Annotated in this window: 14 protein-coding genes; 5 read left to right on the plus strand and 9 right to left on the minus strand. The window is 58.2% G+C overall.

Annotation, left to right across the window (positions count from 1 at the left end; all coding sequences use genetic code 11):
* Positions 1 to 55: 55 nt before the first annotated feature.
* The 3 genes from AKL27_RS10755 to AKL27_RS10765 form a co-directional block, all read right to left on the minus strand.
* On the minus strand, positions 56 to 2,572 hold the full coding sequence (locus AKL27_RS10755; RefSeq protein WP_083438976.1) for a TonB-dependent siderophore receptor: 2,517 nt from the start codon (positions 2,570 to 2,572) through the stop codon (positions 56 to 58).
* A 111-nt stretch (positions 2,573 to 2,683) separates the two neighbouring features.
* Positions 2,684 to 3,682, minus strand: a complete 999-nt coding sequence (locus tag AKL27_RS10760; protein WP_232310964.1) for a FecR domain-containing protein — start codon at positions 3,680 to 3,682, stop codon at positions 2,684 to 2,686.
* The gene (locus tag AKL27_RS10765) at positions 3,661 to 4,161 is read right to left on the minus strand and encodes a sigma-70 family RNA polymerase sigma factor (RefSeq protein ID WP_050462878.1); all 501 of its coding nucleotides are present in this window, start codon (positions 4,159 to 4,161) and stop codon (positions 3,661 to 3,663) included. Before AKL27_RS10765 ends, AKL27_RS10760 begins: the two co-directional genes overlap by 22 nt.
* 386 nt (positions 4,162 to 4,547) lie before the next feature.
* On the opposite strand from AKL27_RS10765, the gene AKL27_RS10770 reads away from it, so the two are divergent.
* The 3 genes from AKL27_RS10770 to AKL27_RS10780 all read left to right on the plus strand — a co-directional run bounded on the left by AKL27_RS10770 (position 4,548) and on the right by AKL27_RS10780 (position 6,932).
* Positions 4,548 to 5,714, plus strand: coding sequence for an ABC transporter substrate-binding protein (locus AKL27_RS10770; RefSeq protein ID WP_050462879.1), 1,167 nt, complete (start codon positions 4,548 to 4,550; stop codon positions 5,712 to 5,714).
* A 30-nt stretch (positions 5,715 to 5,744) separates the two neighbouring features.
* Positions 5,745 to 6,188, plus strand: coding sequence for a cupin domain-containing protein (locus tag AKL27_RS10775; RefSeq protein WP_050462825.1), 444 nt, complete (start codon positions 5,745 to 5,747; stop codon positions 6,186 to 6,188).
* Between the two features lie 132 nt (positions 6,189 to 6,320).
* Complete coding sequence (locus AKL27_RS10780) at positions 6,321 to 6,932, plus strand: helix-turn-helix domain-containing protein (RefSeq protein ID WP_050462826.1); 612 nt, start codon at positions 6,321 to 6,323, stop codon at positions 6,930 to 6,932.
* 44 nt (positions 6,933 to 6,976) lie between these two features.
* Here AKL27_RS10780 and AKL27_RS10785 read toward each other — a convergent pair whose 3' ends face one another.
* A complete protein-coding gene (locus AKL27_RS10785) occupies positions 6,977 to 8,098 on the minus strand; it encodes a zinc-binding metallopeptidase family protein (RefSeq protein WP_050462827.1) in 1,122 nt (373 codons plus the stop codon).
* 409 nt (positions 8,099 to 8,507) lie between these two features.
* Between AKL27_RS10785 and AKL27_RS10790 the strand changes: the two genes are divergently transcribed.
* Together AKL27_RS10790 and AKL27_RS10795 are read left to right on the plus strand one after the other, a co-directional pair.
* Positions 8,508 to 9,527 (plus strand): hypothetical protein, encoded by a 1,020-nt coding sequence (locus tag AKL27_RS10790; protein ID WP_050462828.1) that lies wholly within the window; start codon positions 8,508 to 8,510, stop codon positions 9,525 to 9,527.
* A 262-nt stretch (positions 9,528 to 9,789) separates the two neighbouring features.
* Positions 9,790 to 10,839 carry an NAD(P)-dependent alcohol dehydrogenase gene (locus AKL27_RS10795; RefSeq protein WP_050462829.1) on the plus strand — a complete coding sequence of 350 codons (1,050 nt, stop codon included), beginning with the start codon at positions 9,790 to 9,792 and terminating at the stop codon, positions 10,837 to 10,839.
* Between the two features lie 82 nt (positions 10,840 to 10,921).
* Here AKL27_RS10795 and AKL27_RS10800 read toward each other — a convergent pair whose 3' ends face one another.
* The 5 genes from AKL27_RS10800 to icmH all read right to left on the minus strand — a co-directional run bounded on the left by AKL27_RS10800 (position 10,922) and on the right by icmH (position 17,900).
* Positions 10,922 to 11,857, minus strand: coding sequence for an AraC family transcriptional regulator (locus AKL27_RS10800; protein ID WP_232310965.1), 936 nt, complete (start codon positions 11,855 to 11,857; stop codon positions 10,922 to 10,924).
* A 243-nt stretch (positions 11,858 to 12,100) separates the two neighbouring features.
* Positions 12,101 to 12,382, minus strand: a complete 282-nt coding sequence (locus tag AKL27_RS10805) for a hypothetical protein (protein WP_198155939.1) — start codon at positions 12,380 to 12,382, stop codon at positions 12,101 to 12,103.
* A gap of 96 nt (positions 12,383 to 12,478) precedes the next feature.
* Entirely contained in the window at positions 12,479 to 12,838 is a 360-nt protein-coding gene (locus AKL27_RS10810) for a DUF6277 family protein (RefSeq protein ID WP_050462880.1), read from the minus strand.
* Between the two features lie 74 nt (positions 12,839 to 12,912).
* Positions 12,913 to 16,398 carry a type VI secretion system membrane subunit TssM gene (tssM, locus tag AKL27_RS10815; protein WP_050462831.1) on the minus strand — a complete coding sequence of 1,162 codons (3,486 nt, stop codon included), beginning with the start codon at positions 16,396 to 16,398 and terminating at the stop codon, positions 12,913 to 12,915.
* Positions 16,392 to 17,900 carry a type IVB secretion system protein IcmH/DotU gene (icmH, locus tag AKL27_RS10820; protein WP_050462832.1) on the minus strand — a complete coding sequence of 503 codons (1,509 nt, stop codon included), beginning with the start codon at positions 17,898 to 17,900 and terminating at the stop codon, positions 16,392 to 16,394. Before icmH ends, tssM begins: the two co-directional genes overlap by 7 nt.
* Positions 17,901 to 17,976: the final 76 nt, after the last annotated feature.

Consider the following 17,976-nt stretch of genomic DNA (forward strand, 5'->3'; position numbering starts at 1 on the left):
CCGGGCCTACCGGCAACAGCACCGGATGCAGTCTGCATCCGGTGCGCGTTCAAGATCAGAACTTCATACGCAAGGTCACCGCGCCATTGCGCGGCGTGCCGATATGGTTGCCCCAGTTGGTACCGCCGATGGTGGAGTAATACAGCTTGTTGAATACATTGTTCAGATTCAACTGGACTTCCGTGCTGCGATCAAACTGATAAGACGCCATCAAGCCATACACCTGATATGCCTTTTGTTCGACCCGATAAGGTATCGCGCCATAGTTATATGACTGATAGCCGGTGGTGGTCTGGTCCTGGTAAATCGAACTTTGCGCTTGCATGTTGGCGCCGACCTTCCAGGCCTGCATGGCGCCGGGCAATTGCCATGTCGTCGCCAGCTTGACCAGATGGCGCGGCAAGTACGTGTTGTAGTCCTTGTCGACGCTGCCGCCGGCGGCATACTTCGAGACGTTGTAGGTATAGCCGGCAGCGATGCTCCAGCCCGGCAACAACTCTCCTGAGATATCGAATTCCAGACCGCGATTGCGCACCTTGTCGGACGCCTCATAGCACGTCATTGTCATGCTGAAACAATTGGTATTGTTGGCGACTCCCTTGGGCAGATTGTTTTGCACCGTTTGAAACAGCGCCGCCGACGCATTGAGCTTGCCGCCAAAGAATTCGCCCTTGACCCCCAGTTCATAATTGCTGCCGGTGACCGGCGGTAGCAATTGCCCGGTCACATCGCGCTGACTTTGCGGCTGGAAGATTTCCGTGTAACTGGCATAGGCCGAAGTAGTCGGGCTGAGTTCGTGGACCAGACCGGCATACGGCGTGAATTCGCGCGTCGCTTTGTAACTGGCGGACGACCACGAAGTCTTTGAGACATAGTCGACCCAACTGAAACGTCCGCCCAGAATCAATTTGGTAGAAAAAGGCAGATCGAAACGAGTCGCCATGTAAACGCCGGTGTCCTTGCGGCGGCTGCTTTCATAGCTGGTGGACCTGATGGCTGTCGGATACGGCAGACCGGATAAATTGAAGTTCCACGGATCGAACGGGGTACGCACACCGATGCCCGCAGACCAGTAGTACCAGTCGGTATGCTGGACATTGGCGCCGACCATCAGCTCATGACGCCGGCCCAGCAACTCGTAGGCACCTTGCAGATGGAGTCCGAAATTTTCCCGCTCATCGGTATAGCGCAGATCGGTATTGCTGATGCTCAGCTGATCGTTGACCGCATTGGTATGCACCAGCGAACGGCCCATCATGGCAGCCTTGGCTGAAATCTTGTTGGCAGAAAAGGTCAGCTTCCAGTCATCGTTGAATTGGTGCGTCAGTTCGGCAAAGACTTGCTGATTTCTCTTGTTGAGGAAGGTCCAGTCCGGAATCAAGGTCGTGGATGCAGAAAACGGATAGAACGATCCGTCGATGCGGGTCGGCAAGCCGCCCCAGTCATAGCCTCGGTTGCGCTCGTTCTGCAAGACCAGGCCGGCGGTGAGCATGGTGTCGGGCGTGAGGTCGGCTTCCAGAATGCCGTATCCCAACTTGTTGTCCTTGCTGCTGTCTTGCTGATAACTGTTACCGTCAGTACCATACAGCACGCCGCGCGCACGCAAGGTGCCGGCTTCATTGAGCGGGCCGCCGGCGTCGATCTGGGCCGCATACGTGGACCAGGAACCGGCGCTCAGTTCCACGGCTACCTGCTTCTCGCGCGTGGGACGCTTGCGCACCATATTGACCGCTGCCGAGGGGTTGCCGGAACCCTGCATCAGGCCGTTGGCACCGCGCACGATTTCGATATGGTCATACAGCACGGTCGCCGGCAATGACAACGAATCGGTAGAAAAACCATCCGAAATGCTCAGCGGCAAACCGTCAATCTGCAAGCTCTGAATCCGTTCACCACGGGCGTACCACAGGGCGCGGCCGCTGCCGTTATAGGTTGAAGTCAGGCCGGTGGTGGCGCGCAAGACATCATCCAGCGTTTGCAGGCGCTCGTCTTCCATGCGCTGACGGGTGACGACGGAAACCGATTGCGGCGTGTCGCGCATGCTCAAGCCCAAACCGGTTGCGGTACTCATGGAGCCGGTGGTGTAGGAACCACTGCCTTCGGTCACGGCGCTGCGCTCAACGCCGGCAGTCACCACTACCGCCGGCAGCTTGTCGTTGTTGCCTGCCGCAGGAACGACATCCCGTTCGCGCAAGATGTAATCGCCATTGCCCTGATGCACGGCTTGCAGGCCGGTGCCTTCCAGCAGAGAGACAAACGCCTGATCAACCCCAAGCTTGCCTTGCAGCGCCCGCCCCTGTTTTCCGGCCAGCAGCGCCGAGGGTGCCGACACACTGATGCCGGCCTGCGCCGCAAATGCCGGCAATGACGCGGACAACGGGCCGGCCGCGATCTGATACAGGCGCTCGCTGCTGCGGCTCTCCACGGCGCGCGCCGCGCCCGGCTGTTGGGCCAGCACGCTGCTGCAAGCGGTGGCCAGCATCAATGCCAGTGCCCCGCTCCGGTGGCGGGCGGAACAATACGGCGCGCGTGGTGCGCGGACGAGGACTGGCCCCGGGTGTTTCGGTGTCATGCTGCGCTTCCCTTTCGATTCGTCAAATTATTCTGGTTCTCATGACATTGACGAAGCGGCCGGCAAAAAGGGACAGCGACGGTTGAATTTCCGTGAAATTTCCTGAATGGTTCAGAGCGCGCCCACGCTGGCCCAGTAACGCGTGAAATAACGCACGCGCACCGGCAGGGATTGTTGCAAAAGATGAAGCACGGCATCGGTGTCGCGCAGACGGAAAGCACCCGATACCCGCAGATCGGCGACGTCCGCATCACAACGCAAGCTGCCGCGACGATAGCGCGCAAGCTGCGTCAGGAATTCGGCAAGCGGCGTATCGTCGGCATAGAGCAAGCCCTGCACCCAGGCTTCTGCATTGAGCGTCAAGGCACCGGCGGCAGCGCAGGAATCTTCATCAAAACTGCTTTGCCAGCCGGCCTTGATGATCTGCACCGGCCGTTCGCGGTTGACCGGACGTATTTCAACCGCGCCGGACATCACCGCCACATGCGTGCGTGAACCCGCACCGCGTGCATCCTGCCGTACCGCGAAGCGCGTGCCCAGTGCGCGGATCCGGCCATGTGCAGTCTCTACCGTGAACGGCCGGTGCTGCGGTGCCGGATCGGGCGCGGTGTCGATGTGAATCGCGCCGCTCCACAAGCGGATCAGACGCAGTTCTTGATCAAAACGGATATCGACTGCACTGGCGCTGTCGAGCGTCAGGCGCGAACCGTCAGCCAGTTCGATATGACGGATTTCGCCGGTAGCGCTGCGCCATTGCGCATTCCATTCACGCCACGGCGTCGCTTCGTACGCGCCCCAACCGAGCGAGCCGGCCCCGATCAGCAGACACAGTGTTTTCAATGCCGCGCGCCGTTGCCGGATCGATGGCCGGTCCAGTGTCGACATGCCCAGCGCCAGCGGCACCATCTCCAATGTTTTACTGACACGCTCGGCACGTTGCCAGGCGGCTTCATGTTCGGGATCGGCGGCGCGCCAGTTCATCCATGCCTGCCGTTGCGTTTCGCTGAGGGCACCGTCATGCAGGCGCATCAGCCATTGTGCTGCGGCGCGCGCGCTGCGCGGGGTAATGGCGGGCTCGATGACGTGACTCATGCGATCAAGAGAATGCATTGTTCCAGCGCCCGCACCATGTGCCGCTTGATGGTGCGCTCACTGAGATTGAGGCGCACCGCAATCTCGGCATACGTCAGCCCTTCCAGTTGCGCCAGCAGAAACGCACTGCGCACCGGCGGCGGCAAGCCATCCAGCATGGTATCTACCTGATGCAGGGTTTCCAGCATGATCAGCCGTTCTTCCGGCGCCGGCATGAAATTTTCCGGCATCAGCGCCAGCGTGTCGAGCCAGGCTTGTTCCAGCGAGCGGCGCCGGTAATGGTCAATCACCAGCCGTTTGGCAACCGTGGTCAGGTACGCGCGCGGCTCGCTCATCGGGCGTTCGTGGGGTGAAGTCAGCAGCCGGACAAATGTATCTTGCGCCAGATCAGCGGCTTGCTCGGCGCAATTGAGCTTGCGCTTCAACCAGCCCAGCAGCCAGCCGTGATGCGCGCAATAAAGATCCGCAAGGGGATCGGAAGAACGGGCGAAGTGCAAGGGATGCTCCGGAAAAGGCGGCGCATGGCCGTGCGATGCTCCTGCCTGAATCACAATGTATTGATAATGATTCTCATTATTGAGCAAATGCTAGTTCTGCGTCAAGCAGAACCATCATCAAATACGGCGCGCCATCGCCGGTGTTGTATGGCGCGCCATCAGGGCAACGGCAGATCGGCTTCCGCATTTTTCTCCCACCTCAAAATTTGCATTGAGTGAACATTTATTTTGCACTATAGTAAACAACAGAAAAATCAGAACACCTCAAAACAAGACAGGAGACAAGCGCAATGACGCAAAGAAAACCATCGCTGACAATAGCGAAAACACCGGCCCAATGGCGCAATGCCGTCAAATGGCTGGGACTGACGGCCGCGCTCACATGCATGTTCGGTAACGCTTATGCGGCGCCCGAAGCCTTCTCGGGCGACGTGGTCAAGATCGGGATCCTGAATGACCAGTCCGGCTTGTATGCCGATCTGGCCGGACAAGGTTCGGTCGAAGCGGCGCGCATGGCCATCGAGGAAATGGGCGGCAGCGTGGCCGGCAAGAAAATCGAACTGGTGTTCGGCAACCATCAAAACAAAGCTGACGTCGGCGCGTTGATTGCACGCGGCTGGTTCGACAAGGATGGCGTCGACATGATTGCCGACTTCTCGAATTCATCGGTCGGCTTTGCGGTGCAGGGACTGGCTGCCGAGCGCGGCAAGATTGCGATGATCGCGGCCGCCTCCTCCGACTTCACCGGAAAATCATGTACCGCCACCTCAGCGCAATGGGTCTACAACAGCTATACGAATGGTTATGGCCTGGCCAAGGTATTGACTGAACAAGGCTATAAATCCTGGTTCTTGCTGACCGTCGATTATGCTTTCGGGCATGCCTTTGCCAGCGACATGAAAGACGCCATCAAGGCCGCCGGCGGCACGGTCGCCGGCGAGGCCCGGCATCCGCTGAATGCCTCCGACATGAGCTCTTTCCTGTTGCAGGCGCAGGCATCCAAGGCCAGCATCATCGGCCTGGCCAGTGCCGGCGCCGACATGACCACCGCCATCAAACAGGCCGGCGAATTTGGCGTTACTGCCAAACAGGCACTGGCAGCGCCGGCAGTATTCATCACCGACATCCACGGCATGGGGCTCAAGGCGGCACAAGGATTGCGCTTCATTACGGCGTTCTACTGGGATCGCAATGAGCAAACCCGGGCCTGGTCACAAAAATTCTTCCAGCGCCGCAAGGCCATGCCGACCATGACGCAGGCCGGTGTTTACTCCTCCGTGCTGCACTACTTGAAAGCAGTCAAGGCCGCCAATACCGACAACGCCGCAGCGGTGATGAAGAAAATGCGCGAGTTGCCGGTCAATGACATGTTTGCGCAAAACGGTCATTTGCGGGAAGACGGTCAAATGGTGCATGACATGTTTTTGGTCGAGGTCAAGAAACCCTCCGAATCCAAAGGCGCCTGGGATTACTACAAGGTGATCGCCACCATCCCCGGCGACAAGATTTTCAAGCCGCTGGCGCAAAGCGATTGTCCATTGATCAAACGCTAATCAAGAAATGATTTTCCGAAGGAGACTGAAATGACTGCAGCAGCAAAGAATCCGAACCAACAAGACCCGCCGCCACTGGTACGCCACGCCGATGACATGGAGTGGGAAACCATCCGCTGGCCGGGCGAAACCGGCAAGATGCTGTTTCACCCGACGGCGGAAAATCCGACCGCACCGAATGCCGGCCTGTTGCGTCTGGAACCGGGGGCGCATCATCCGTGGCACCGGCATGACTTCGCCCAGGTCTGGTACATCCTGGAAGGCGAATTCAATATCGGCGGCAAGATCTGCACACCGGGCACCATGTTGTTTCACGGCGATCCGCATTGCGAGGAAGAATTGCATACGGCGACCGGCGGCATGATGCTCATTGTGCAGTATCCGGGTCCTACCACGCAGGGGCGCCCGATCTACGACAAGCGTTTCAACATGGACCAGCGTGTCGCCCTTGATCTGGAGCGTACCGACATCTGATTGTCGTACCCGCAATGCCGACAGCCGCCGCAGATACATGTGCGCCGGCTGCCATGTTTTGTTTGACGCATTTCAAGACAGGTACAATAGGCTCGCACCGGCGCAGGCCTTTATCCCTCATAAAAACAAAGCATGGACAACCCAGAATTGATCGCGATTCAAATTGGCAGTCGCATCCGCGAATCCCGCCGCGCACGCCATATCACGCTGCAGGTATTGAGTGCGGAAACCAGTCTGTCCACCGGCTTTCTGTCCAAGCTCGAACGCGGCGAAGCCAGTGCCTCCATCGCCAATCTGATTTCCATCTCGAAGTATCTCGGCCTGTCGCTGCAAGATCTGTTTCAGGCCGGCACCGGCGAGATACCGGCGGTTCCCGATTATGTGTTGTCGAAAGCCAAAGAGCGCAATGACAGCCCACCATTGCCGGCAGTCGGTTATACCTTTCACCGCTCCTGCGGCGACCTGCCCGATCAGCAACTGGCAGCATTCGAGCTGGAGTTTCCGGCCAATCAGGAAAACCAGCCGGTACTGGTGGCGCATGAAGGCGAAGAAGTCTTGTACATGCTGGAAGGCAAGCTGGAATTCCAGATCGGCGATGCCACGCTGGTTCTGGAACGCGGCGACTGTGTCCATTTCGATTGCGAAAAACCGCACATGGGTCGCAATATCGGCAACAAAACGGCACGGCTGTTGATGGTGGTTTCCAGCGCCTCGCCAATCAAGCGCCGCTTCGGAAAAAGCTGAGCAATCCCGGCATCACGCCTTCTTGCGCAACACCGTCCGGCAACTCATGCTTGCGCTCCGGGTTCCGGCTCCCGGTGTGCCTGCCGCATCACCACCTCATGCACAAATGCCAGCTTCAGCAATACCGGCGTGGTTAACGTAAACGGATACGAATCCGGCATGCCGATACTGCGGTTGAGGCTGTTCAGTACATAGGTCAGGGCAAACCATTCCTTGCTGAGTTCATCGAAAGACAGCGCATCGACCGGCGAGCTGTCAATCGTCATCGCTTGTTCGTTGCGATTTTTCGGGCGTAGTTGCACACCGCAGGAATAAGCGGTCTCCAGCGTATCGAACATGTGCAGGTAATGCGCCCAGGTTTCCGCCCAGTCTTCCCATGGATGGCTGCTGGCGTAGACGCTGACGAATTGTTGATTCCAGTCCGGCGGCGGACCATTGTCATAGTGCCGCTGCAAGCTGTCGCCATAGTTCGCGGTCTCGTCGCCGAACAGACGGCGGAATGCATCGATGTCGGGAGTGCCCGCAATCAAACGATCAAAATAGTAATGCCCGCTTTCGTGACGAAAATGTCCGAGCAGGGTGCGATACGGTTCCGCCATCTGGGCCCGCATCTGTTCCCGGTACGCCGGGTCTGCCTCCGCAACATTGATAGTGATCACGCCTGCGGCATGGCCGGTCAATACCGACGGACCATGCGGCACATCTTCCAGGAATTCGAACGTGAGACCGGCGCGCGGATCTTCCGGTTTCGACATTGGCTGCAACTGCAGCGTCCAGAGGGTATGCAACAACCGGCGCTTGGCTACTTCGAGGCGTTTCCAGAGAATGCGGTTCTGTTCTGTCGCCAGCGAAGGAATCACGCTCGTCAGACGACACGATGCACACAGCGCGTTGTCGTCCGCATCGTCGATCATCCAGTTGCACACCTCTTCCTGCACATAGTTGCGGCATTGCCGGAAGAGCCGGTTCTGGTTCACCGGATTGATACTGCGCCAACGTTGCGCGCCGGAGCCGTCACCGGCAATGCTGGTCACATCGGCCGCAGGCGCAAAGCTGCTGATGATCTGAAATTCAGGCTGACAACCCAGCAACCAGCCGCAGTGTTCGCACAGTGTGTTTTCAAAGAAAACCTGGCTGGCACAGTTGTCGCAATGAAACGTCTTCATGCCGCTCCCTGTTCTGATATCGCGTTGTCGCATTGGCATGCATGCACGCGCTGCCCGCATCCGCGACGCGCTACGGAATGGCACGGCTACCTCACTACTGACCGCCGCCACGGCCGCCTTGTTCCGGCATCGGCTGCAAGATGAGCATAAATAATTGAGCACAGATAATGCCGCCAGCCAGCGCGCTGCCGGCCGCTTCGCAGGAAGCGCGCCGCGCCGTCGGACGAAATGCGGCGACCGGCGCTGCGTTTGCCGCAAGTCCTACAAAATGTCACGTCATCGTCCTATGGTCTGCGGCCAGTGCTGTCGGTACATTTCGTGTGTCTTGATGCAAGACGTAAATCATCAGGTTGCGGAGGGTGCGCGACTGAGCTGCCGTTCCATGGTGCATCAATAACAGGAGATCATTATGATAAGTCGTACTCTGCATGAACCTGACACAGAGGCGAGCGGATCCGCCGCCTCCGGCGTGTCCTGGGGCGCCATCCTCGCCGGGGCATTTGCCGCAGCGGCGCTGTCGTTCATCCTCGTCATTCTGGGCTTTGGCCTGGGATTCTCGTCGGTGTCGCCATGGTCGGGCAGCGGTCTCAGCGCTCAGACTATCGGCTATTCGACCATCGTCTGGATCGCCTTCACCCAGATCGCGGCATCCGCCATTGGTGGTTATCTCGCCGGCCGGCTGCGCGTGAAATGGACCAGCGTGCATACTGACGAAGTGTATTTTCGCGATACCGCGCACGGCTTTCTGGCATGGGCAGTCGCCTCGCTGGCTACCGCCGCATTGCTTAGCAGCGCGGTCGGCGCGGTCTTGTCGGGCGGCGCCAAAGTGGCCGGTTCTGCCGGCGCGGCAGTAGTCGCAGCCGGTGGCGCAGCGATGACGGCCGATGCCAATGACAGCCGTGGCGGTGATGGCATATCAGGCTATTTCATTGACTCGCTGTTCCGTCCTGCTACCGCAACCGCATCCGGCGCACCGGCAGCACCCGGCACTGACACCGCTGCCGCAGTTGCACCACTGGCAGACGGTCGCAGCACCCCGGTCACGCAGCCCCAACGGACAGAGGTCACCCGCATTTTCGCCAATGCATTGCACACCGGCGCATTGCCGGACAGCGACAAGAAATATGTCGCGCAATTGCTGGCGCAACGCACAGGCATGAGCCAGGCCGATGCGGAAAAGCGCGTCTCTGACACCTATGCCACGTACAAAAAGAACATCGACGACGCCACCCTGAAAGCCAAGGAAGCCGCCGACAGCGCGCGCAAGGCAGCCGCTTATGGTTCGCTGTGGATGTTTGTGGCCTTGTTGTGCGGTGCCTTTGTTGCCAGCTTTTCGGCGACCTGGGGCGGCCGCCGACGCGACCATGTTGTATTCACCGAAGTGGAACCGCGCATCACCGAGTCCACCGAACATGTCACCATTTCCTAGGAGATCACCATGCCAGCAATTCTGCTTTGGTTACTCGGCGTACCTATTCCACTCATCATTCTGATCATTTTGTTCATGCACTAAGAACAACGCGATCTTGAAATGACAGCCGCGCTTGCCAGCGCGGCTTTTTGTTTTCGCGCGCGGCGGCTTGCCGGGGATTTGCAGTATCAGACAAATATCCGCGAGGATCGCGCTAAAGCCAATTGTGTGAATGCGTTACAGTGTATTCACTGTCTCAACCCTCACTGGACTATCAACCATGACACTCGCACGCGGATATGCGGCATCAGCCGTCAAAGCAAAACTGGCTCCCTTTTCATTCGAACGTCGCGCAGTGAATGCCGACGACGTGGCCATCGACATCAAATTCTGTGGCGTCTGCCACTCGGATATCCACCAGGCGCGTGATGAATGGGGCGGCGCGATGTTTCCGATGGTGCCGGGCCATGAAATCGCCGGCATCGTGACCGCGGTCGGCGCCGATGTCACGAAATTCAAGGTCGGCGACCGTGTCGGTGTCGGCTGCTTCGTTGATTCCTGCACCACCTGCGGTACCCGCCACGCTGATCTGGAACAATACATGCCGGGCCTGGTGCAAACCTATAACAGCGTTGAAGCCGATGGCGTCACGCCAACCTACGGTGGTTATTCCGATCACATCGTGGTCAAGCAAGGTTACGTGCTTTCCATTCCGGACAACTTGCCGCTGGATAAGGCCGCGCCGTTGTTGTGCGCCGGCATTACGCTGTATTCGCCGCTCAACCACTGGAAGGCCGGCCCGGGCAAGAAGGTCGCGATTATCGGCCTCGGTGGTCTGGGTCACATGGGCGTGAAGATCGCGCATGCCATGGGTGCCGAAGTGACCGTGCTGAGCCAGTCGCTGTCGAAGCAGGAAGACGGCCTGCGCTTTGGCGCTGCCAGTTACTATGCCACCAGCGATCAGGAAACATTCACCAAACTCGCTGGCCAGTTCGATCTGATCATCAACACCGTCGGCGCCGCCATTGATTGGAACGATTACCTTCAATTGCTTAAGGTTGACGGCACCATGACGCTGGTCGGCGTACCCGACGCCGCAACCCCGCCGGTCAATGCCTTCCACCTGATCGGCGCGCGCCGCACACTGGCCGGCTCGATGATCGGTTCGATCAAGGAAACCCAGGAAATGCTGGATTTCTGCGGCAAGCACAATATCACCGCGGACATCGAAATCATCGATATCCAGGCCATCAATGAAGCGTTTGACCGGGTCGTCAAGAGTGATGTCCGTTACCGCTTTGTCATCGACATGAAGTCACTGGCGGCGTAACACCTCGCCATAACGCAGCATCCTCACTAAGAAAAAGCACCCGCGGGTGCTTTTTTCTTTTATCTGCGCGGCTAACGCCAGCTCAGGGAACTGCCGCCACCGCTGCCGTCGCAGCGGCAACATCTCCCAGCAACTGCGCCCGCGCCTGCGCGACGTCACGCATCGGCGCCTGACCGAAATGGCGCGTGTATTCGCGGCTGAACTGGGACTGGCTTTCATACCCGACCCGAAATCCGGCAGCGCCGGCATCGATCATATCGATCAGCATCAACTGACGCGCGTTCTGCAGGCGCAGTACTTTCTGGTACTGCATCGGCGTCATCGCGGTAATGGTTTTGAAGTGATGGTGCAGCGACGACGGACTCATGTTGACGTACGCCGCCAATTCATCAATCCGCAATTGGGTGGAAAAATTTTCCTTGATCCAGCTGATCGCACGTCCGATCCGGTGGGTCTGACTTTCCGACGCCGCAACGTGACGCAGCCGCACGCTGTCGGCTCCGGTCAATAAATGATAGGCAATTTCCTTGCGAATGAGCGGCGCCAGAATCGGAATTGCAGACGGCGTCTCCAGCAAGCGCAACAAACGCACGCAACTGTCCATCAACGAGGGCGGCAAATGGTTCACCGACAAGCTGCGCTGGGACTTCTCGGAAGCCACGGCAGCGTTGTCAATCTGGTTCATGGTTTCGGTCAGTTGCAAGACATCGATATCGAGCAGCAGGCACAAATGCGGCCGTTCAACACTGGCTTCCGTAACCCGCGCCATCACCGGCAGACCAATCGACGTCAGCAAATATTCACCTTCGCCATACTGGAAACATTCCGTGCCAAGAATCGCGATTTTGCTGCCTTGCGCGACAAAGGCCAGACCCGGTTTGTATTCCAGCGCCACCGGCTCGGTCGGCACCGAACTGCGGTACAGCCGCAAACCGTCAATCGCCGTCTCCAGACTGCCGTCATGGGGCAGGAACTGCGCGATCAATGCGCTGATTTCCGAATGCAAAGAGTCGAACACGAGCATGTTGAGGGGAGCCGTTGGTGGTGAGGAGTGCAGCCATTATAGCCAGATGCCGTATCTGGTCATGCGGTGGCGATATTTCAAGAGGAGGCGGCATGACAGCCCTGATCCGCCACATGCGACATCCTGCCGGAATTGCCGCCAGACAAAAAAACCCGCTCGAATGAATCAGCGGGCTGTATATTCATCTGCGCAAGGCACTTGATGCAGCATGCGGAAAAACATACTGCATCAGATACATTACTTCGGCTTGACGTCCTGGTTCTCCGTCGATGCTTCTTTCGGTGCCTCTTTCGACACGTCTTGCGATGCGGACGAACGTACCGACTCGACTATTTTTCCGGTACGCGACTGCGCCGCTTGTATTGCCTCATTCGTCGCCGAACGCGCTCCCTGACTGATTTGATTTTGCGCTGAATTCACCACCTGCCCCTTGACCGACTCAAGCAACTGGCTGAATTGCGCATTGGCATTCATTGAAAACAGCACCGCGAACAGCGCCCACAAAAATTTCCTTACCATCGTCAACTCCCATTAAATGAAAATGAAATAACTTGTCAATAGCGCCGGCATCGGCGCACGCCCCGGAGGACATGGCAACACCTGTATTCGCGCTGGTTACTTTCCGGTCTTGAACGGCGCGAAGAAATTTTCCGGCAATTCCTGAGGGAAACCGACCGCATTGGTGGGAGTCAGATCTGACATATTGACGTCGAAGTCGTAGGTTTTCTGGCGTCTCTGCGCGTCCTGATGTGCAGCAACTTGCTTGTCAATGGACGATTTGATATTCGACATCTGTTCCAGCATCTTGTTGCCGACCTGCTGGACGGTCCCGATCATGTTGCTGGCGTTGCTCGTTGAAGCCACCGACATGTCCGGAATCGCATTGATGAACGACTCAGACAGCGAGCTGCCAGCACTTTGGCCATAGCCGTGCATCTCGTTGCACGCAGCCATAATCTCTTTCGGATCAATCATGTCCTTGGGGTCAATCATTACCACTCCTTTTCAGTTTAATTGAAGCGCCGGCGGCGCCTTTGATACCATCTGCATCACGACGGACATCTGAACGACTGCAACATGCCCGACCAAATCGGCGACAGCGCCGTTAACGCCTGCCACTCCAGCCGAACCGTCCCGATGTTCGTCTGATACAGTCTTTCGCGACGGTCCGCGGTTCCACCCGCCGCCTGTCCCGCGTCGAAGAAACGGAACAGCGCCCATGGGCCGGTGAACTGAAGCGTGCTCAGCCGGCCATCCACCGATTTCAATTGCATTTGAATCGCGAGCTTTGTACTTTGGCCGTTCCAGTCAATCCGTTGCGGCGACGTCATTCCGTGCGCATACCGCAACGTCTGGCCGTCGATCGTCAGTTGCACTTCGGATATTTGTGAATCCATATCAATGAAACGCAGCACCGTAGACACCCGCAAATGCCCCGCGTCATCGAGCATGGCGCTGCGGATGCGATCGGCCGCTTCATAAGAAGACAACACGCCCGGGCTTACCATGCCGAGGTTGCCTCCATTCGAATTCAACGCCTTCCATGGCGTACCCGAGGTATCGACATGGGCTGCCAGGTGCTCGCGAAAATAGCTCGCCATCAGCCCTTGCGCGCTGAACAATCGTTCGAAATCGGCCACTCCCGCATCGAGCTGCGAACCCTGGCGAAACGGATAACGTGCAGTGAAACCATTACTGCACACCGATGAGGTTACGCCGGCGGCGCCCCGATTGAGCAACGCACCGGACTCCTTGGTCGTCATCGTGCTGCCGTTGCCGATCAAATCGAACATGATCCCGCGTACCGGTTCCGGCTGGCGCGCAGCGGTTTGCTTGAGCCGCGAAAACACATCGTATTGTGCGGGCAGAACCTGCCCTACTTGCAGTGCACCACTGACCAGTCCCAATTGCCGGTACAGTGGCTCAAACAGGCGGGCCAGCGGATTGGTCGGTGCATCGCTACGGTTATTCAGTTGTGCCGCCAGTTGCCGGATGGCCTGGAAATGTTCCTCGACAACGTGTTCCGGCAATAACACCGTACGATAATGCTGACCACTCAGTTCGCCTACGATCTGACGTCGTCCCTTTTCAAAACGATATTTCTGGCGATCGATCCAGCTATCGATATTGCCTTCATCATTGGCGCCGGTAAGCGTCGTCTCTCGGGCTGCGAAACGCAACAAATTCACCAGCGACGACTGCGAATCCATCATCGCCGCCGCCAGTTGAGCAGCGTCATCAAGTCCCGTCACGCTGCGCACTGTCACATCGTTGAGGAAATTCTGCCAACTGGTAATGTAATTTTGCAAAAACTGAGCCCGGGTAGAGTCGGTCAGCTTCTGAACTACCCCGTCAATTTGAAAGCTGTTGCCGCGCAACTGTTCATCGCGCAACACCCAGCTCTCCTCTTCAAGCATCGCACGAGCGCTCTTCTCGACGCGGGGCAGGAACACATCCGTATAACCCGCCCGCGTGAACCAACCGGATACCGCAACATCGGTGGAAGGGATATTGCTGCGCAAGCGCAGGCTCATCGCCGATTCAAATCCCGCCGCGCGTGACAGCGAGATATCGTTGACATTGGCAGGCAGCTCTTGCGTCCGAATGTGCTGCAGTACGCGTGTAACAAGTGGAATTTGTGCTGCCCGCGCACGCGCCGAACGCACCAGGCTGGCGTCCTCCGGGGTGGCAGGAAGTTTTGGCAGAGAGATCAGCTCGCGCACGTGGGCCAGCAATACGCGCTTATCGTCTTCATTGTATTGTCCGCCGGAAAGACCATCCCAGCGTGTCCCCAGCCAGCGCACGACTTCTTCAGCGTGGCGCCGGTCAGGTCGGCACAGCATCAGATAGACCTTGAGCGTCTGGTATACATCGCCTGATGCACCATCCGCTTGCGCCAGCAATACACGCCGGACTTCATTGTGCAGCTCCGGCATCAACATTTTTTGCAATTGGCGATGGTAGGTATCACGCGCAACATCGGCGACGCGATCATGTTCGAAATACGGCGTCGCCATCCCGCGCCCGGCTTCTTCTGCCTGTATCTGCGCATAACGCATTTGGCCCGCAACCTCAAGCAGCGGTGAGCCGCCATCAGGTCCATACGACACCTGCGCCTGTGCCAGACGTTTCGTCTCACTGAACTGCGCCCAGACATCTTCCAGGTAGTTGCGCTCGGCGAAGTATCCCCAACCGAACCACAGCAGCAGAAACATGGCAAGAACCGGCAATGCCATCGCGCGTATCCCATGACCAACCCGGTTGCGCCATGATCGCTTACCGCTTGGTCGCACCGCATTGCGTTCGAGCACCACCTGTTTGAAAAGTGGCGTCCACAGTTCCCCCAACGATCTGGTCGGTGCTGGCGAACCCGGCATCGTACCGCCGGACTGCGTCACGGCCAGTTCTGCCATCGATCCTATCCACACGCCCCGCAACCGCGCGGCCACGTTGAACTCAGCCGGTGCAATCGCAATTTGCAACCAGACAAAGAGCGTTTTGTGCAACTGGCTCAAGGTCTCCACGAAGCGCAATTGTGCATAATTCGAGGCGACCTCAGTCACCGCCGGTGTGGAGAACAACACCTGTTGCTGGACTCGCCGCTGCAGTTCGTGCAACGCACTGTCCCAGCTCGCGCCAGTTTCCGCAGCGCTTTCATCGCGCGCCTGCTCAGGCAGGCAGAATCCCATTCCGCTGGCCCAATAGCCGGTATCCAGTTGCGACAGCACCGAGACCGCGCCATCAAGCCGGTCGATACCGTTCAGGGCGACATATACCTGCGCCTGCTGTCCGAACATTTCACGCATGTCTGCAAGCCGGCGATGCACAACGTCAGCCATGCGCTTACGCGCTTCCAATTGGGCATCAACCATCACCCCGCTATCAACACACAGCACAACACCACTGATTGGCGCGCTTCCGCGAAGACGGTACAAGCCCTTCAGCAATTTCTTCCAGGCTTCCAGCGACGCATCGTCGATACCCTCGCGCAGATTCCAGCGCCCACCGATATCAAACCAGACAGCATCGTTCGCGATACGAACATTGAGATCCGCACCTCGGCTGTTCAACGGTTCGATCGCAAGTACCCGCTCCTCGCCGGAGCCTGCCGCATTCACTGCCTTCGCCACCAGGTTGGTCTTGCCACTGCCCTCCGTACCCAACACGAGGTACCACGGCAAAGCGCTCATATGCTCCCGACGCAACACGCCGATCCAGTGCTTCCAGCGGCTGCGTGGCTGGCGTTCCCAGCGGGTCTTCAGTTGCCGCCCCAGTTCCTGCAGCCGCTCATCGATAATATCGGCCCGCGCCACCGGCTGCGATATCCGCACCCGGCGCGGGCTCATGGCGAGCCGTGCCCAGAGCCGCCCCAGCGTCGGCCACAGCCCCCACGCCAGCACCAGCACAATCAGGATCTGGCGCACCACGACTCCTGCGAACGGATGATAAATACCAAACGCAAACAACGGCCCCACCCACCAGATCATCACTGCAATCAGAAGCGCAACAAAGACTCTAAGACTGGCTCTTACCATGGTTTCACCTTCTGTGTTGCATAGGGAGATTGTCCTTCCGGTGTCATCTCCACACCGTCCGGCATGGCGTTCGTATCGTGGTAGGGAGTAGTGGCGGCAGCGTTGCGCTCAGTGCGCCTGCCACCGCCCGGAATCACTTTCCACAAGACATCTACCCGGCGATTTTTCTCGTAGGCGGCCGATGTCCGGGCCGGATCCATCGGCTGCGTGTCACCCAATCCTGAAAAGCCGATGTTTCGCTGTACTGCATTTTCAGGGGCCTGCGCCCCGCCCGGCAACGCAGTCCTGCGCAACTCGTTGGCCACGGTACGCGCACGCGCCTCCGACAACACTTGGTTATTCGCGAACTCACTCGTGCGAATCGGTTGCCGGTCGGTGTGACCGATTACCTCAAGGTCGCCTGGCCACGGTGCGAACGCCAGGCCGAGTCGTTCAATATTGCCTTCGAAATCGGCGCGCACTTTGGCCTTGCCGACGTCAAATGCGCCATCGCTGCGAAACACAAGCAGCCAGCCTTCGGGATGTTTGTATGCGGTCAGCCAGCCTTCCGACAGCAGCAGCGGCAGCGGCGGTGGCAGCGTTTCCGCGAGATTGATGGTGCGGGTCGGCGGCATCCATGCGGCGAGTGCATTGCGTATTGGTGCGCCTTGTGAATTCAGTACAGCGCTGATGATTCCATAGATCAGCAACACCGCGGCCAGAGCGACCGCTCCCGCTCTGGCCACAGTCCACCACCGCTGATGCGGTCGCGCCAGCGTGATCAGTTTCGTACCCAACGGCTCGGGTGGTACATGACGCCAGATCAATACATGCAATTGCGAACGCAGGTCCCGCAACAACACATCGCCGCGGTCCAGTACCCGATAACGGCCTTGCCAGCCGAGTGAGAGAATCAACTCGTAGAACGACAGCAAAGCGACGGACGAATCATCCTCGGTCTTCATCCAGCGTGCCAGATCGGAAAATGCATCCTCGCCGCCCCAGGCATCATCGTGAAACTCGACCAACAGGCTGCGTTCACCGTCGTACAGCACCAGTGACCCAGCGCGCGCGGCATCGCTGGCATTCTCGTCCAAATAGGTACATAACAAATAAGACGCGTCGCGGATTTTTTCCCACTCACAACCAGAGCTGGCCAGCCGCTCACGATAAAGCCGTACCTCGAGACCGAGCTGGGTGCGCATGGCCGACTGACTGAGCGAACTTTCCGACAAATGTCGCGACAATTGCAGAATCGCCGGCAACGCATGCGACACGAACGGATTGCTCCAGTTCGCTGATTGCTGCCCGGCTTTCAGGATGGCTACCGGTTCGCTTTGCTGACTGTAGACCACAGGTGAAGTGACTACCGTATCGGCCTGAAGCGCAGAAGGGTTGTCCTTTACTGTCGTGGTCGCACCCACACTGGTGGTCGTACCGATACTTGACGATGCATTGACCAGCGATGACAACGTCGGCGCACGCGTCATCAGATCCGGATTAGAGGCGGCCCGGTCGAGCATGTGGGACGCCGACGTCGCACGCCGGATGGCAGAAGAAAGATTTCTTAGCAAATTCATATTAGTAAAAGCTCATGTC

The organism is Herbaspirillum autotrophicum, assembly GCF_001189915.1.
In the GTDB taxonomy this organism is placed as follows: Bacteria; Pseudomonadota; Gammaproteobacteria; order Burkholderiales; family Burkholderiaceae_D; genus Herbaspirillum; species Herbaspirillum autotrophicum.

Coding starts and splice junctions, on each gene's coding strand:
- AKL27_RS10755 (WP_083438976.1), bottom strand. CDS start 2,572: ATGACACCGAAACACCCGGGGCCAGTCCTCGTCCGCGCACCACGCGCG.
- AKL27_RS10760 (WP_232310964.1), bottom strand. CDS start 3,682: ATGCATTCTCTTGATCGCATGAGTCACGTCATCGAGCCCGCCATTACC.
- AKL27_RS10770 (WP_050462879.1), top strand. CDS start 4,548: ATGTTCGGTAACGCTTATGCGGCGCCCGAAGCCTTCTCGGGCGACGTG.
- AKL27_RS10775 (WP_050462825.1), top strand. CDS start 5,745: ATGACTGCAGCAGCAAAGAATCCGAACCAACAAGACCCGCCGCCACTG.
- AKL27_RS10780 (WP_050462826.1), top strand. CDS start 6,321: ATGGACAACCCAGAATTGATCGCGATTCAAATTGGCAGTCGCATCCGC.
- AKL27_RS10785 (WP_050462827.1), bottom strand. CDS start 8,098: ATGAAGACGTTTCATTGCGACAACTGTGCCAGCCAGGTTTTCTTTGAA.
- AKL27_RS10790 (WP_050462828.1), top strand. CDS start 8,508: ATGATAAGTCGTACTCTGCATGAACCTGACACAGAGGCGAGCGGATCC.
- AKL27_RS10795 (WP_050462829.1), top strand. CDS start 9,790: ATGACACTCGCACGCGGATATGCGGCATCAGCCGTCAAAGCAAAACTG.
- AKL27_RS10805 (WP_198155939.1), bottom strand. CDS start 12,382: ATGGTAAGGAAATTTTTGTGGGCGCTGTTCGCGGTGCTGTTTTCAATG.
- AKL27_RS10810 (WP_050462880.1), bottom strand. CDS start 12,838: ATGATTGATCCGAAAGAGATTATGGCTGCGTGCAACGAGATGCACGGC.
- tssM (WP_050462831.1), bottom strand. CDS start 16,398: ATGGTAAGAGCCAGTCTTAGAGTCTTTGTTGCGCTTCTGATTGCAGTG.
- icmH (WP_050462832.1), bottom strand. CDS start 17,900: ATGCTCGACCGGGCCGCCTCTAATCCGGATCTGATGACGCGTGCGCCG.